The 16218-nt window shown below is 73.0% G+C and carries 12 protein-coding genes; 6 read left to right on the forward strand and 6 right to left on the reverse strand.

Annotation, left to right across the window (positions count from 1 at the left end; genetic code table 11):
• Positions 1-28: 28 nt before the first annotated feature.
• Complete coding sequence (locus tag ABD332_RS42170) at positions 29-1996, reverse strand: cellulase family glycosylhydrolase (protein ID WP_344509473.1); 1968 nt, start codon at positions 1994-1996, stop codon at positions 29-31.
• A gap of 110 nt (positions 1997-2106) precedes the next feature.
• Here ABD332_RS42170 and ABD332_RS42175 point away from each other — a divergent pair, with 110 nt between their 5' ends.
• From ABD332_RS42175 to ABD332_RS42195, 5 genes are all read left to right on the forward strand, one after another.
• Complete coding sequence (locus ABD332_RS42175; protein ID WP_344509475.1) at positions 2107-3141, forward strand: LacI family DNA-binding transcriptional regulator; 1035 nt, start codon at positions 2107-2109, stop codon at positions 3139-3141.
• Between the two features lie 58 nt (positions 3142-3199).
• Positions 3200-4141 (forward strand): NAD-dependent epimerase/dehydratase family protein, encoded by a 942-nt coding sequence (locus tag ABD332_RS42180; RefSeq protein WP_344509477.1) that lies wholly within the window; start codon positions 3200-3202, stop codon positions 4139-4141.
• Positions 4142-4372: 231 nt separating this feature from the next.
• Positions 4373-5539, forward strand: coding sequence for a sensor histidine kinase (locus ABD332_RS42185; protein ID WP_344509479.1), 1167 nt, complete (start codon positions 4373-4375; stop codon positions 5537-5539).
• 1526 nt (positions 5540-7065) lie between these two features.
• Positions 7066-7737, forward strand: coding sequence for a response regulator transcription factor (locus ABD332_RS42190; protein ID WP_344509481.1), 672 nt, complete (start codon positions 7066-7068; stop codon positions 7735-7737).
• On the forward strand, positions 7734-8372 hold the full coding sequence (locus tag ABD332_RS42195; RefSeq protein ID WP_344509483.1) for a hypothetical protein: 639 nt from the start codon (positions 7734-7736) through the stop codon (positions 8370-8372). Before ABD332_RS42190 ends, ABD332_RS42195 begins: the two co-directional genes overlap by 4 nt.
• Here the strand turns inward: ABD332_RS42195 and ABD332_RS42200 are convergent.
• On the reverse strand, positions 8352-9827 hold the full coding sequence (locus ABD332_RS42200; RefSeq protein ID WP_344509484.1) for a DUF4419 domain-containing protein: 1476 nt from the start codon (positions 9825-9827) through the stop codon (positions 8352-8354). The genes ABD332_RS42195 and ABD332_RS42200 overlap by 21 nt on opposite strands.
• Before the next feature lie 45 nt (positions 9828-9872).
• Positions 9873-10238: a nuclear transport factor 2 family protein gene (locus ABD332_RS42205; RefSeq protein WP_344509486.1), complete on the reverse strand. Its 366-nt coding sequence runs from the start codon at positions 10236-10238 to the stop codon at positions 9873-9875.
• A gap of 57 nt (positions 10239-10295) precedes the next feature.
• Between ABD332_RS42205 and ABD332_RS42210 the strand changes: the two genes are divergently transcribed.
• Positions 10296-10961, forward strand: coding sequence for a CGNR zinc finger domain-containing protein (locus ABD332_RS42210; protein WP_344509488.1), 666 nt, complete (start codon positions 10296-10298; stop codon positions 10959-10961).
• On the opposite strand, the gene ABD332_RS42215 is transcribed toward ABD332_RS42210, so the two are convergent.
• The 3 genes from ABD332_RS42215 to ABD332_RS42225 all read right to left on the reverse strand — a co-directional run bounded on the left by ABD332_RS42215 (position 10933) and on the right by ABD332_RS42225 (position 16146).
• Positions 10933-11478: a CGNR zinc finger domain-containing protein gene (locus ABD332_RS42215; RefSeq protein WP_344509490.1), complete on the reverse strand. Its 546-nt coding sequence runs from the start codon at positions 11476-11478 to the stop codon at positions 10933-10935. The genes ABD332_RS42210 and ABD332_RS42215 overlap by 29 nt on opposite strands.
• Before the next feature lie 361 nt (positions 11479-11839).
• Positions 11840-15379 (reverse strand): SDR family NAD(P)-dependent oxidoreductase, encoded by a 3540-nt coding sequence (locus ABD332_RS42220; protein WP_344509492.1) that lies wholly within the window; start codon positions 15377-15379, stop codon positions 11840-11842.
• Positions 15376-16146 carry a thioesterase II family protein gene (locus tag ABD332_RS42225; protein ID WP_344509494.1) on the reverse strand — a complete coding sequence of 257 codons (771 nt, stop codon included), beginning with the start codon at positions 16144-16146 and terminating at the stop codon, positions 15376-15378. Before ABD332_RS42225 ends, ABD332_RS42220 begins: the two co-directional genes overlap by 4 nt.
• Positions 16147-16218: the final 72 nt, after the last annotated feature.

Here is a 16218-nt window from a genome sequence, read left to right on the forward strand (position 1 = left end):
GGCCTGCCCCCTGGTTGTCGGGCGCCGCCTACTGGGCGCGGAGGTGGTCGATGTCGTGCGTGCCGTTGCCGTCGAACCAGACGTAGACGGCCCGCACGTCCGCCAGCGCCGCGGCGTCGCAGGACATGGCGGTGGCCAGGTCCACCTCGACGGTCGTGGTGCTGCCCGCGCTCGCGTAGCCCCAGGTCGACTGGCACCAGGTGTAGGCGTCGCCGGTCTGCACGGCGATGCTGTAGGAGGTGCCGGTGGTGGTGTGCAGCTCGTACCGCAGGGCGGACTTGCCGGACAGGTCGACACCCGTCAGGCCGCCGACGCCGAACCAGCCGCCATCGGCGGTGGTGACCCGCAGGCCGGCGGCGCCCTCGGGATGGAACTCGGTCGTCTGCGCCACCGTGCCGGCGTTGGACTGCCAGCTCGCCGCGGCCCATCCCTCGGTGCCCGCCTCGAAGGACGCCAGGATCAGGGCGTCGCCGGGCCGGTTCTTCACCGTGACGCGCAGCTCCGCGACGTTGGAGGTGCGGCCCGCCTCGTCGCGGATGGTGTACGGCGCGGCGACCCGCCCCACGAAACCGGCGGCGGGCGTGAACGTGACGACGCCGGTCTTCGCGTTCAGGCCGAACGAGCCGCCGGGCAGGGTCACCGTGGTCTGCTGGCCGGCGGCGGCCGGGTCCAGGTCGATGGTGGCGGCCTTGACCCTGGTGCGGTAGGCGATGTCGTTCGCGGCCGGGGTGAGCGTCACCGGGTCGTCGCGCAGTGTCTGCGCGGTGTCGTGGTCGGCGACCGGCGGGCGGGAGCGCCGGCCGTGCCGCAGCTCGTCGCCGGCGTTGGCGACGGTGGTGCACACGGGGCTGGGGCAGTAGACGGTGAAGCCGTCGTAGTCGGGGTAGTCGGTGCCGTCGTCCTGCACGCCGGAGAGGATCCAGTACAGGAAACCGTCGAGGCGGGCGCTGACCGCGGCGTCGGTCCACTGCTTGTAGACGACGTTGCGGGACGCCTTGTCCAGCAGGCCGAACTCACCGAGCATCACCGGCTTGCGCAGCCGGTCGGCGAGGCGGGCGTGGGTGGTGATCCAGCCGCTGCCCCACGACGGGTCCTTCTTCCAGTGGTCCGGGTACAGGTGGAAGGACATGAAGTCGACCGCCGGCAGCGCCGCGAGGGCCACCGAGTCGACGCCGTCGGCGCAGTTGACGGTGAAGTCGGCGCTGGCCCTGTCGGTACACAGGAAACCCTCGTCACCGGAGCTGATGAGGTGCTTGCGGTCGACGCTGTCGAGGTGGGCGCTGATGTCGGCGGCCCATGCGGTGACCGTCGCGTCGGTGCACGCCGCCGAGCGCGGGTAGACGCCGGAGCCGACGCAGCGGGGCTCGTTGGCGAGCTCCCACGCCATGATGGTGGGATCGTCCTTGTACTTGACGCCGGTGAGGCTGTTGGTGCGGTTCAGCACGTGGCTGATCCAGTCCTTGTACCAGCCGCGGATGACCGCGTCGGTGTAGAAGTCGTCGTGGTGGGTGCCGCCGCGCCAGCGCACGTACTGGTCCATGCCGCCGAAGGCGCTCCAGTTGTTGGTCAGCGGGATGACCAGCCGGATGCCCTTGTCCCGGGCCGACTTCACCACCTGGTCGAGGTGCTGGAGGCCGTCGGGGCCGTCGTTGTAGGCGGGTCGCGTGCCGTCCCAGTACTGGAAGTAGACGCCGTTCTCCTTGTGGTGCACGGATCCCGTGTCGTCCTGGGCGCCGATGTCCAGGAAGCCCCAGGTGCGCAGCACGGTGAAGCCGGCGGCCTTCGCGTCGGCGAAGACGTCGTCGACCATCGCCGGTGAGCGGTACATCAGGTAGTAGTTGTTGGAGCCGGCGAACCGGAACTCCTTGCCGTTGAGGGTGAGGTCGTCGCCATGGCGGGTGACGAAGCCGGTGTCGCCGTGCGTGGTCGCGCTTGCTGGGCCTGCGGCCAGCACGAGGGCGAGTCCGGCGCATGCGGCGAGAAGGGGTCTGATCATCGGCTGCCTTCCGTAGACTTAACCGAATCAGTCCGGAGACTAGAGTTGGCGCCGCTGGCGTGTCAATGATGACGTTGACATGGCGCATTGATCGTCTTACGGTCTGCCTTATGCGCTTCAGTCGCCGGGTCACGATCCGTCAGGTCGCCACCCGCGCGGGCGTCTCCGAGGCGGCGGTGTCGTATGCGCTCAACGGGCGGTCGGGCGTCTCCGAGATGACCCGGGCGAAGGTCCTGGCCGCCGCCCGCGAGCTCGGCTGGGCGCCCAACCTCGCGGCACGCTCCCTCGGGCTGTCCCGCGCCAACGCGATCGGCCTCGTGCTGGTGCGCCCGCCGCGGGTGCTGATCGTCGACTCCTACCTGACGCAGATGCTCAGCGGCGTCGAGGCGGAGCTCAACCGCAACGGCATGAGCCTGCTGCTGCACCTGGTCGACGAGGTCGACGACACCGTGGACGTGTACCGCCGGTGGTTCGCCGGCCGGCACGTCGACGGCGTCATCGTGACCGACGTCCGCCCGCAGGATCCGCGCATCGACGCGCTCGTCGAGCTGGGCCTGCCCGCCGCCGTCATCGGCGGGCACACCGGACCGGACACCATCAGCAGCGTCGACGCCGACGCCGCCGGCACGGCCGCGCGCGTCGCCGACTACCTGCGGGCGCTGGGGCACCGCTCGTTCGCCCGCGTCGCCGGGGTCGCGGAGCTGCTGCACACCCGGCAGCGCGACGCGGCGTTCGCCGCCGCCGTGGACCGGGCCGGCCTGGACCGGCATCGCGTGCTGCACACCAACTACAGCGCGGTGGACGGCATGCGGGCGATGCTGGACCTGATGAGCGGCGCCGACCCGCCGACCGCGGTCGTCTTCGACAACGACGTCATGGCCGCCGCCGCCCTCAAGGTCGTGCACGACCTGGGCCGCTCCGTGCCGGGGGACGTGTCGGTGATCGCCTGGGACGACTCCGACCTGTGCCAGATCACGGTCCCGGCGATCACCGCCGTCGAGCAGACCCCCGCGCACCAGGCGGAGCTGACCGCCCGGGCCCTGCTGCGGACGCTGCACACCGGCGACGTCAGCCACATCACCCTGCCGCCGGGCACCCTGCACGTGCGGGAGTCGACCCGCCCGCTGCGGCCGCGACATCCGTGATCGATGTATTCGAAACGATCCCTTGACACGGGGGTGGGCACCGCGTGCATGATCCGGCGTGCGGATTCTTGTGGTGGGTGGCAGCGGGCTGATCGGGGCGCACGTCGTGGACGTGCTCCGCGAGCGGGGGCACGAGGTGACGACCGTGGCGCGCAGCGCGCAGCCGGGGGTCGACCACCTGCTCGACATGGAGGTCGCGTCGGCCGACGAGCTGCGCAAGATGCTCATCGGGCACGACGGGGTGGTGTACGCGGCCCGTACCGACGAACAACGCGCACTACGCAAGCCGATCCATCCGCAGTTCCGCCGCGACATCGTCGAGCCGGTGGTGCGGCTGTTCGCGGCGGCCCGGGAGGAAGGCCTGACCCGCGGCGTCGTCATGGGGTCGTACTACACGTACTGGGACCGGCTGCACCCTGAGCTGCGGCTGACCGAGCGGCACACGTACATCCGCTGCAGGGTCGAACAGGCTCTGGAGGCACGCGAGGCCGCCGGGCCGGGGCTGCCGGTCGCCGTGCTGGAGCTGCCGTTCGTGTTCGGGCGGGCCGGGGACCGGCTGCCGAACTGGGCGCCGGCGCTGGACGGGTGGGCCCGCTCCCGGTCGCCGCTGCTCGCCCCCACCGGCGGGACGGCCGTGACCTCGGCGCGCGCCGTGGCCGAGGTCGCCGCCGACGCCCTCGAACAGGGCAGCGGCGAGGACATTCCCGTCGCCGACGAGAACCTCCGCTGGGGCGAGATGCTGGAGCGCATCGCGACGGCGGCCGGGCGCCCCCGCAAGGCCCGCCGGCTGCCCGCCGCCGTGGTCCGCACCGCCCTGAAGCTCGGGGGCGGGCTGCAGGCCCTGGGGCGCAAGGAGTCCGGCGTCAACCCGTCCCACCTCGCGGACGTGCTGCTCGCCGACCTGTTCATCGAGCCGGCGTCCGGAAGGCCTCTCGACGCGGCGATCCGGGAGACGTTCGAGGAGCGCCCGGCCTCCGCGGCGACCAGTTCGCCCGGCTGAGCAGGCGCATGACCGCGGGCAGGCTCATCACCGCGTCGCCGCCGAAGGCCCCCGACAGTCCGACGGCGGCGACGAGGAACGGGGTGCACGCCGACGATCGTCGCTGTGCCGCCCGCCCGGCGTCCTCGGGCGGGCGGCGGCCACCGGTACGCAGATCTGCGTAGGCGGTGCGGTGCCGGTCGCGCCTCTCGTCGTAGGTTTTCTGTCGTACCGGGCAACTAAGCTGCGGGTATGAGACGACCAGGGGCGCTGGTGCAGGATCTCCTGCTCGGCTGCTTCGTGGCGGTCATGCAGGTGCAGGGGACCCTCGCGAAGCCGCAGGACGTGGGGTCGCGCCCGCTGACCGACCTGGGCCACCTCGGCATCGCCCTGCTGGTCGCGAGCGGGCTGATCCTGGCCGTGCGGCGGCGCTGGCCGGTCGCGGTGTTCGTCGCGTCGGCGCTGATCAGCCTGGCGTATTTCGTCGCCGGGTTCTCCGACGGGCCGGGGTGGATCGGGCTGTTCGTCGCGCTGTACACGCTGACCGCCTATGGCGACGGCCGCCGCTCGCTGCTGATCGCGGGCGTCGGCATCGCCGTGCTGGCCACCGGCTGGCTGATCGTGGGCGCCGACGTGGAGCCGCGCGCGGCGATCGGGTGGGTGTTCTTCCGGATCGCGGCGTCCGTCATGGCGGCGGCCCTGGGCGAGTCGGTCCGGTCGCGGCGGGTCGCGGTGGCGGAGGCCCTGGAGCGGGCGGCGCAGGCCGAGCGGACCCGGGAGGAGGAGGCCCGGTCGCGCGTGGACGCGGAGCGGCTCCGGATCGCCCGGGAGGTGCACGACACGGTCGCGCACGCGATCGCCATCATCAACGTGCAGGCGGGCGTCACGGCGTACATGCTGGACCAGCGCCCAGACCGGGCCCGCGAGGCGCTGGTGACGATCGAGCAGACGAGCGCCCAGGCGCTGCAGGAGATGCGGACCGTCCTCGGCGTGCTCCGCAACGACGACGACGGCCGGGTGCCGCACCCGGGGCTGGGGCAGGTGCACGAGCTCGCCGTGGTCGCCCGCGACGCGGGCCTCGACCTGACCCTCGACGCGGACACGGCGGGCGAGGTGCCGAGCTCCGTCGGCACCACCGCGTACCGGATCGTGCAAGAGGCGCTCACCAACGTGATCCGCCACGTCGGCCCCACCCGGGTGACGGTCGCGCTCAGCCGGCGCGCCGACGTCCTGGAGGTCCTGGTCACGAACACAGGCCCGAAGGCCGCCGCCGCCACACGGCCAGGCCGCGGCATCACGGGCATGATCGAGCGCTGCGAACTCCTCGGCGGCGACCTCACCGCCGCCCCGTTACCCGCCGGCGGCTTCGAGGTCCGCGCCAGACTCCCGCTCGTCACCAACGCAGCGGTGCCCGCATGACCACCCCTGTCGCGCAACGAAGTCCTGCCGACCATGCACTGCAACTCAGACAGGCGCCGAAGCGCAGCGAAGGTGAAGGCATGAGCACCCTGCCGCGCAGTGGAGGCCCGCGGGCTGTGGGCTGGTGCTCAGACGGGCGCCGGATTGCGACGGAGGTGAGGGCATGGGCGCCCTGCTGCGTAGTGGAGGCCCGCGGGCTATCAGATCTGCGCCGGATTGCGACGGAGGTGACGGCATGGGCACCCTGCCGCGCAGCAGAGGCCCGCGGACCAGGGGCACAGGGTTCAGCTCACGCGGACGTCAAAGAAGCGCAGTGGACGTGACGGACATGTGTGCACCCGAATACAGCGGGCGCCCGCGAAATACGGGCTGCGACTCAGGCGGGTGCCGGAGCGCAGCGGGCGTGATGACATGAGCGTCCCCGAGCGCGGTAAAGGCCGCAGAATTGGGCGCACCGCCCAGCTCACGCCGAAGCGCAGCGAAGGTGACGGCATGAGCGCCTTGTCGCGCAGCGGCCGCCCGCGAACCATGGGCACACGGTTGAGCCCAGGCCACCGTCGGAGCGCTGCGGGCGTGACCGCATGACCGCCCCGATCGCAGCGAAGGACGCGAACCATGGGCACAGGGTTCAGTTCACGCCGACGTCAGAACGCAGTGGACGTGACGGACATGAACGCCCGAACACAGCGGATGCCCGCGAACATGGGCTGGAACTCAGGCGGGTGCCGGAGCGCAGCGGGCGTGATGACATGAGCGTCCCCGAGCGCGGCGAAGGCCCGCAGATTTGGGTGCACCGTTCAGCTCACGCCGGAGCGCAGCGAAGGTGACGGCATGAGCGCCCCGTCGTGCAGCGGAGGGCCGCGAACCATGGGCTGGAACGCGCGCTGGCACCGGAACCGAAGCCGACGTGACGGCATGAGCGTCTCCGAACGCAACGGAGGCCCGCGAACCATGGGCACACGGTTGAGCCCAGGCCAGCGTCGGAGCGCTGCGGGCGTGACGGCATGAGCGCCCTGAAGGCTGCGAAGGGGACTCGAACCGTGAGCACGGGGTTCAGCTCACGCCGACGTCAGAAACGCAGCGGATGTGACGGACATGAACGCCCGAACACAGCGGATGCCCGCGAACATGGGCTGGAACTCAGGCGGGTGCCGGAGCGCGGCGGGCGTGACGGCGGGAGCGCCCCGAGCACAGCGGAAGGCCGCGAAGCATGGGCTGGAATTCACGCCGACGCCGGAGCACGGCGGGCGGTCGCCTAACATGAGCACCCCGAAGGGGCGGAGGGCCGCGAACCGCATGGGGTACACGGGTGAGCTCCGGCCGGCGCTGGAACGCAGCGAAGGTGACGGCATGAGCGGCCCCGGGCACGGCGGAGGCCCACGAAACATAGGCTGGAACTCACGCCGCGGTACCGGAGCACAGCGGGCGCGACGGTGCGAGCGCGCATCCGGGCACAGCGGAGGGACGCGAAGCATAGGTGCGCGGCTCGGCTCAGGGCGGCGTCGGGGCGCGGTGGAGGTGATGGTGTGAGCGATGGTCCGGTGAAGGTGCTGCTTGCCGACGATCAGGCGTTGGTGCGGTCTGGTTTCAAGATGCTGCTCGACGCTGAGGACGACATCGTCGTGGTCGGGGAGGCGGCCGATGGTGCGGAGGCGGTGGAGCGGGCCCGGGCCACCCGGCCGGACGTCGTTCTGATGGACATCCGCATGCCCGAGCTCGACGGTATCCAGGCGACCGGGCGGATCACGGGCATGCGCGGGCTTGAGCACGTGCGGGTGCTGATCCTGACCACGTACGACACCGACGCCTACGTCTTCGAGGCGCTCCAGGCGGGGGCGAGCGGCTTCCTGCTCAAGGACGCGGGGCCGGCGGAGCTGCTGCACGCCGTGCGGGTGATCGCCGCTGGTGAGGCGTTGCTCGCCCCGAGGATCACCCGGCGGCTCATCGCGCAGTTCACCGCGGGGCGAGCAGCCGTGCGGGTGGCCGAGGACAGGCTCGCCGTGCTGACCCAGCGGGAGAGGGAGGTCCTCACGCTCGTGGGGCAGGGTATGAGCAACGACGAGATCGGCGCGGCGCTGTTCCTCAGTCCGGCGACGGCGCGTACGCACGTCAGCCACGCGATGGTGAAGCTCGGCGCGCGGGACCGTGCGCAGCTCGTCGTCATCGCGTACCAGACCGGTCTGGTCACCGCCCGGTGAGCGCGTACGAGTGGGTGGCCCGGGTCGGCGGCGAGGGCGGGCCGCTGCTGGTCTGCGCCGAGGCGTCGTTCGCCGCGTGGGGCGGTGCGGTCCTGGACGACGACTACGAGCTGGACCCGGCGTGCGACTACGCCCGTGCCCACGCCGTCCTGTACCCGTCGGACGACGACGAGTTCGAGGCGGGCCTGGTCCGGTTCGGCGCGGACCAGGTGGGGCTGGTGTGGGAGATGGACGGGCCGGGCGGGGCGGACGTCGCTGTCGGCGGTGACGGCCTGCTCGTCGTGCGGTCATGGGTGCGCAACAGTGACGCCCCGCGCCGGTACGCCGCCGGGCCCGCCGCGCGCGAGCGGGAGCGGCCGGTCGCCGAGCTGGAGCTGAGCGGCGGGCAGGCCGCGGTGGTGTGGGCGCCGGTCGATGCCGGCGAGGCGACGCGCACCGACAACCGGCTCAACCTGGAGCACATGCTCGGCGTCGGCGCCGTCGTCCCGCTGGCGCCCGGCCGGTACCGGGCGAGCTGCGGCTGGCTGGAGGGCCGGCGAGGGCGGTACGCGCCGGCCGAGGAGCAGCACGGCCCGCCGGTCGAGGGCAACGACGACGACTGGAGCTGCCGCTGGCTACGCCTGACCCAGCTGTGAGAGGCGGCCGGTCTCCAGGTGCGCGACGTCGCCGCCGGAGTCCAGGGCGGCGGAGAGCAGGATCGCGAGGGACGTGCCGAGCACCGGCACGTCCGTGGGGTCGTCGGCGAGCCACGGCAAGAGGTCGGGATCCTGTGGCTGCTCGATCCGGCACAGCACCCAGGACGCCGTCAGCGTCTCGGCCTGCACGACCATGGCGATGCTGCGTCCGTCCGCGAGTTCGAAGAGCGTGCTGGCCCACAGGCGCTCGTAGCTGGTCAGGAACGAGCGCCGCTCGCGCGCCGGTGGCAGCCGCCAGGCGCCGTCGAACAGGGTCGCGGTGCCGACCCGGTGGTAGAGCGCCACGACCTCCTCCGGCGCGTCGTCCGCCCCTTCGTCCGCGGGGGTGGTGTCGTGCTCGCGCACCAGCCGGTCGATCACGTCGTCGATCTCGAGCGCCGCGGTTGCCAGGTGCCAGCCGGCGACCGGTCGCAGGGCGCCGTCCGGGTCCTGGGCGACCGCGACGAGCCCGGCGTGCAGTGCCACCACCCCGTTGTCGCCGCCGATCTGGTCGTTGACGTGCACGACCACCCGCGACAGTGTTGCCGGCACCGATGAGCTGCGGATGCCGGGCCCCTGGTTCCTGGGGACGTCCCGCGGTTCGCCGACGGGCAGGTCCAGCATCGGGTTCGGGCGGTCGACGGCCGAGCCGGCCAGGTAGGGGTAGAAGCGGGTGACCCAGCCGGTGATGACCTCGCCGCCGTACGCGTCGACGGGGCTGTAGATCCGCTGCCAGAAGGCGACGTCCGGCGCGCCCGAAGCGGCACCGACGAACTCGTCGAGGATCGGCGCGAGCGACCGGCACCAGGAGTCCAACCCGAAGCGCGGGAGCGCGTCGACCCGTCCGCGGATGCGCCGCCAGTCCTCGACGGTGCCGGTCAGGGTCACCGATGGGATGCCGCAGACCGCGACCAGCCACAGCGCGAAGTACGGCGAGTACGCGTCCAGCAGCACCACCCGCCCGGCGGTCCGCTCGACCGGCGTACTGGTGGAGAAGTCGCACTCGAACAGCTCGGCGTCCTCGATCTCCTTCGCGAGCAGGCCGGCGAACTCGTCGGTCAGCGTCGCCCATGAAGCGGCGTCCTGCGGCACGGGACCGTCGATGGAGACGGCGAGCTTCTTGCGGCCGGCGTGCCGGACCAGCAGCGGCCGCAGCTCCTCGGCGTGCAGGCGGATGTGCTGGGCGACGCCCTGCGCGATGGTGAGCCACACCGCGTCGGGCGACAGGACGAGCGGCCGGTGGTCGGCGAACGCCCGCGCGACGGCGCTCAGCAGCGGATGCACCCCGTCGGGTTCGAGCACCGTCAGCCCGAGGTCGCCGCCGACGGCCAGCGTGTCCGGGAACAGCCCGCCCAGCGGGCGGGTCGGCAGCGGCGCGGCGGCGGGCGTGACGTCATCGACTCCGAACGTGACCACCCGCCGACTGTAAGGCCCCGGTCAATGGACCGGGGCCGACCCTGCTCAGACCTCGGTCTGCTGGTGGAACACCGAGCGCCATTCGTCGTCCTCGCGGGCGTACACGCTGGTCGCGAGGACCTGGAACTTCTGCTGCTCGTCGTCGATCAGCGCGGTCACCGTCGCCTTGTACGTCACCAGGGCGCTGTCCTCGCTGATCTGCACGACCTTCAGGTGGCTTAGGTCGGTCTTGAGGAACGGGTTCTCGTTCTTGGTGACGTTCGGGACGATGTCCGCCTTACCGGCGACGCCATGTTTACTGACGGTGAGAGCGTCCTCGCGTACGACCCGTTCGTAGAAGTCGCCGTCGCCCTCGCGGTTGGCCCGCCACATTTCCTTCTCGAGGTCCTTCAGCTCCGTTGCGATGGTCATGTCGACCCCCCTTCCGCACGTTGGATACCCGGGGTCCGCACCGGTTAAACTGGTTACATGCACCCTGGCATCCACGTGCTGACCAGTGCGTATGGGCAACAGTTCTCGTTCGATCCCGGCAGTCTCGGCGTCGAGTTGCTCGCCACGGGCGGGCCCGGCGCGGGTCGCCGCTGGGAGATCCTGCACCGGCCCGCCGACCTCGCGGACTGGCTGACCCGCACCCGGCTCGCCGCGCCCGCGCCGCTCACTGTGAGTGACCTCCGGATCGGGGTGGCGGACCTGGAGCGGGTCCGGCACCTGCGGGACACGTTCTGGTTGATCGCGCCCGCCATCGCCCACGGCCGTCCGGTCGACGCGGCGGCCGTGGAGGTCCTCAACGGCTACGCGGACGCCCCGCCCCGCTTCCGCGTCGACGCCGCCGACCTGGTCCGGCGGTGGGTCACCCCGGTCACCGGGCGGCAGGTGCTCGCCGCGTTCGCCCGCGACGCGCTCACCGTGATCGGCACCCCCGCGCTGCGCGACCGGCTCCGCGAGTGCGCCGGCGACCCGTGCCAGCTGATCTTCCTCGACACGTCCCGCCCCGGGAACCGCCGCTGGTGCTCGATGGAGCGGTGCGGCAACCGCAACAAGGCCCGCAGCCACCGCAACCGACGCGCCACGCCGACCGCCGCCGCGAACCCTGACCCCGGCCGCGCTACGCCGACCGTGACCGCGACACCCTGACCCGGGCCGCGCAGCGCCGTGGCGAGCACCCGCCCGGCGTCGGCTCGACGTACAGCAGCCCGCAGCCACCACACATCCGGACGTGTGCCGCGAGCGGCCCGCCGAACAGCTCGATCGCGTCCCGGGCGAGCAGCGACAACACCTCCGGCACCCGCACCACGCCCCGCACGGCGGCGGCGCCGTCGGCTCGCAGCTCCGGCACGGGAGGGGTTATCGCCGCGGCCGCGTTGAGCGCGAGCCGGTCCACGACACTTGTCGCCGTTTTCGCCATGGTACGAGCGGCGGCGCGACGCACCGCATGCCGCAGCGCGTGCACGGGATCGATGTCGACCCCGGTCGCCATGATCGGGTCGAGCCCGGTCACCACCCCGAGCCAGCGGGCCAGCTCGTCCGGCCCGCTCAGCAGCTCCACCCGCCCGTGCTCGCGGTCGCCGGCCGTGTGCACCAGATCGAGCGCCATGCGCCCGGTACGGAACCGCCGCGCCTCACCCGCGCCCAACCCGTCCAGCCGCGCCATCCGCCCACCCTAGCCCGCCCGGCCCGCCCAACGAGAAGCCTCTTCTTCGGGCCGGCACGGTGTGAGACGAAACCTTCCGCCATTCAGACGTTCGTCAATGCCCCGAGATGCCCCTTTTCTGGATCGACGTTGCGCGATCCACCTACTAAATCACTGATCGACATGGGGGTGGATCGCGCAACATCTATGGCGCAAACGCCGCATACCGGGGCATTGATCAACGTCTGTGGTGGGTGCCGCCCGACTGGCCTGCCTCGGCGTTCGGGCTGCCCGGCCGGCGCTCCTCCCTGCTGTGCCAGGCAGCGATGAGTGCGGCGCGAGAGGACCCGGCGCGGGGTGCGCCGGGTCCCGGGTGGTGCGGTCAGGCGGCGATGGTTGCCGCCAGGGCACGCACCGTCGGCGACTCGTAGAGCGAGCCGACCGTCACCGGCGCGCCGAGGCGGTCGCTGAGGGCCTGGGCGAGCTGCAGCGCGCGGACCGAGTCGCAGCCCAGGCTGAAGAACGAGTCCTCCCGGCCGATGCGGGGGACGGCCAGGACGTCGGCGGCGGCGTCCGCGACGAGCTGCTCCAGCCGGCCCTCGGGGGCCGTGTAGCCGGCGCCGCCGGTGCCGATCGCGGCGAGGATCGCGGCCGGGTCGGGGGCGCCGCTGCGGTCGCGTTCGATACGGGTCGTCACGCCGACGCGGGCGAAGATGCCCTCGCGCGCGAGGCGGGTGGCGACGGCGGAGCGGACGCGCTCCGGGTCCTCGCCGGGGGAGGGCACCACGGCGACCGCGATCGTGCCGCCGCGCAGCTGGTCCGCGGCCAGGAACGGCTTGATCTGCTCGTTCTCCGGGTCGGCGCCGATAAGCAGGTGCACGGCGCCGGTGTGCAGGGCGCCGAGAAGTGCCACGGTGCCGTGGGCGGGGTCGATCAGGGACAGGCCGCGGTGCCGGGCGGCGGCGACCAGGGGGCTGCCGTCGTTCATGCCGGGGCCGTCCCACATGCTCCAGCCGATGCTCTGCGCCCGGCGGCCGGTCGCCGCCCAGCGGTGCGCCCAGCCGTCCAGGACGGCGTTGGCGGCGGCGTACGCGCCGAAGCCGGTGCCGCCGAAGAGGCCGTTGACGGACGAGAAGAGCACGACGGCGGTGCCGGGGCGGGTCGCCAGGAGCCGGTCGATCGCGGCGCAGCCGCCGGCCTTTGGGCGCAGCATGCCGGCGAGCCAGCCGGGGGACTCGGCCCGCAGCTCGTGCCGCGACAGCTGCTCCCACTGCGGCGCGACCGGGGCGCCGGCGAGGTGCAGCACCAGGTCCAGGCCGCGACCCCAGGACGTCTCGGCGTCGGCGACCGCGGCCGACAGGGCGGTGGCGTCGGCGACGTCGGCGGCACGGTACATGACCTCGCCGATCGACGTGAGGATCTCCAGGGCCTCGCGGGAGCCGTCGTCGAGCCGCGCCGCGGGGGTCCGGCCGACGATGAGCAGCCGCGCCCCGTGCCCGGCGACGAGGTGCTCGGCGACGGTGCGGCCCAGCCCGCCGAGGCCGCCGGTGATGAGGCAGGTGCCGCCGCGCGGCAGGACGTCGGCGGGGACGTCGAACGCCTTGGGCAGCGTCGTGGTGCGCAGCCGCTGCACGAGCGGCCGGCCGTCGCGCACGGCGACCACGGTCTCGTCGTGCCGCATGCCCGCCAGGGCGGCGAGGTCGTCGTCGCTGGCGTCGGCGGGCGCGTCGATGAGCGTGATCCTCGCGGCGAGGCGCTCCGAGGCGGCGGTACGGACCAGCGCCGTCAACCCGGCACGGTCCGGCTGGACCAGGTCGCCCTCGACGGCGTGGACGGCGCCGCGGGTGAGGACGGTGAGCTCGTCGTCAGGCCCGAGACCCCGGGCGACCTCGAGGAAGTCGGCGAGCACGGTGTCGCCGCCGGAGGTGGCGTCGAAGAGCACGCGGGCGGTGGCACCGGGCTCCAGCGGCGTTCCGGCGGGCTCCCAGACGACGGACAGCGCCGTGGTGCCGGTTGCCTCGGAAGAATCCAACAGCGGACTGGATTCCGCGTAGCAGCGGTCGTCGAAGTCTCCGGCGCGCCAGCCGGACAGGAGCCGCTCCCGCTGCACCTTCCCGCCGTTCTGCCGGGGGAACTCCTGCTCCGTCACCGGCACCAGGTACGTGGGGCGCAGCGCCAGGTCCCGCGACAGGGCGGTACGGATGTCGTCGACGAGCGCCGGCACGTCGTCGGTGTCCGGGACGAAGAAGACGACCAGGGCGTCGGTGCCGGTGTCCTCGTCGGGCACGCCCGCGACGGCCGAGCACGCGGGTCGTACACCGGCGACCTGCTCCACGACGGCCTCGATCTCGTGCGCGGGGAAGTTGGCCCCGTTGACGATGACCATGTTCTTCTGGCGTCCGGTGAGGAACAGCCGGCCGTCGCGCAGGAAGCCGAGGTCGCCGGTGTCGAACCAGCCGTCGGCGGTGAAGCTCTCCGCGTTGGCCTTGTCGTTGTGGGCGTAGCCGTTCTGGACGGTCGTGCCGGAGATGTGCAGGCGGCCGACGCGCCCCTCGGGGAGCACCGCACCGTCCGGGCCGACGATCCGCAGCGCCACGCCGGGGATCGGCGCGCCGACCTCGGTGACGACGACCGCGCCGGGGGTGCCGGCGGGCAGCTCGCGCAGCGCGCCGTCCAGGGACGCGGGCACCAGCGCGATCGTGCCGGCGGCCGGGTCGTCGCGGTGCATGCGCGAGTACGTGACGCCGGACGACGTCTCCGACATGCCCCAGCAGGGCACCATGGCGTCGGCGGGCAGGCCGTGCGGGGCGAGCAGCTCCACGAACCGGCGGGCGGTGCGGGCGACGACGGCCTCGCCCGCGTTGCAGATGTTGGTGAGCGTGCCGAGCTTCCAGGAGCCGGCGGCGATCTCGTCGGCGCGCTGCGTGACGAGCGAGAACGCGAAGTTGGGCGCCCACGTGCAGGTGGCGCCGAAGCGGTCGACGCAGTCGAGCCACAGCAGCGGACGGCGGATGACGGACTCGGTGCGGACGTTGACGTGCTCGCAGGTGAGGAACACGTCCCGCAGGTTGAACATGATCATGCCGCCGACGTGGTCGAGCGGCATCCAGTTCAGCGAGACCTCGTCCTGCGTGAAGCCGTTCGCGGCGATGGTCGCGTACGTGCGGGCGACGATCGTGCGGTGGCGGTGCTGCACGCACTTCGGGGTGCCGGTGCTGCCGGAGGTGAGCAGGTTGACGATGAGCGCCTCGGGGTCCGGCACGTCCCAGGAAGCCGGCTCCTCCGAAGGCAGCGTGTCCGCGGCGAGGACGCGCAGCGCGGGCAGCCGGTCGGCGAGGGATCGCACGCCGGACAGCAGCGCGGCGTCGGCGATGACCGGCGGCTTGCCGAGCAGCTCCCACGCGGAGGCGAGCTTGCGCACGGCGGCGTTGTCGGTGTTGTACTCCGGAGCCGGCGCGACCGCGGTCGGCATGAACCCGCCCAGCACGCACGCCCACCAGGCGGTGACGAAGGTGCGGCTGTCGGCGCACTGCAGCAGCACGGCGTCGCCGGGTGTCAGGTCGTGCCGGCGCAGGCCGCTCAGGACGCGGCGGGCCTCGTCGAAGAGCTCGGCGTAGGTCTGCCGGTCGGTGCTGCCGTCGGGGAGCACGTACGTGGTGCCGCGGCCGGGCGCGACGCGGGCGGCGCGTTCGAGGGCCTCGGGCAGCGTCGCCACCGCGTCGGGCGGCAGCACCGGCGTGGGGCCGTGCACGAGGGCGGGGCGGTCGGCGGGGATCTCCGCACCGGAGGGGAGGCCAGTGGTGGCCTGCCCTCCGGAGACGCGGGACGCGGCGGCGCGGAGCTTGCGGTCGTGCACGGCGGCGGCGTCCCGCACACCGGCGGCTCCGGCGGCGATCCGGGCGATGGTGTCGGTGGTGCTCACGGGGGTGTCCTTCCGTCCAGGGCGGCGGCGATCCCCCCGGCGGCCGCCGCGGTCAGTCCGACGATGAAGTAGTGGCCGCCCTCGACGGTCACGCCGGTGCGCCCGGCGGTGGTCTGCTCGGCCCAGCCGGCCAGGGCGGTCTCGTCGACCGAGCCGGTCGTGCCGCGGACCGTGGTGATCGGGACCGGCAGCGGCGGGCGGGGGCGGTGCCGGTAGTTCTCCCAGAGCGCGAAGTCGTGACGCAGCACGGGAAGCAGGAACTCCAGCAGCTGCGCGTTGCCGGCGACGGCCTCGGGCAGCCCGCCACGGTCGCGGATGGACGCCAGGAGGTCCTCGTCGGACCGCAGGTGCAGCGGCGCCGGGGGCGGCGGGGCCTGCGGTGCCGGCTGCTCGGCGGCGATCAGCCGCTGCGGCCAGGTTCCGAAGCGCCGGCCCATCTCGTGCGCGACCTCGTGGGCCAGGAGGGCGCCGGCGCAGTGGCCGTACAGGGCGTAGGGCATCGTCGTGTACGGCCGCAGCGCGATCGCGCACGCCGTGACGAGCCCCGGGATGCTGGCCGGCAGCGGCTCGCGGGACCGGTCCTCGTGCCCGGGCGGCTGCACCGCCAGGACCTCGATCCAGGACGGCAGCAGTGCCGCCATGCCCTGGTAGACCGACGCGCCGCCGCCGGCGAACGGCAGGCAGACCAGCCGGAGCCGGGCGCCCTCCCGGGGCACCCGGCGCACCCACTGCGAGTCCGCCGTGAAGGTCACGGTCGCCGTGGTCATGCCGCCACCTCCGCTGCGCTCCGGCGTCGGCCTGACCCGTCCCTGCGATGCTGATTCGCGGCTCCTCCGCTT

Source organism: Dactylosporangium maewongense (assembly GCF_039531485.1).
Lineage (GTDB): Bacteria > Actinomycetota > Actinomycetes > Mycobacteriales > Micromonosporaceae > Dactylosporangium > Dactylosporangium maewongense.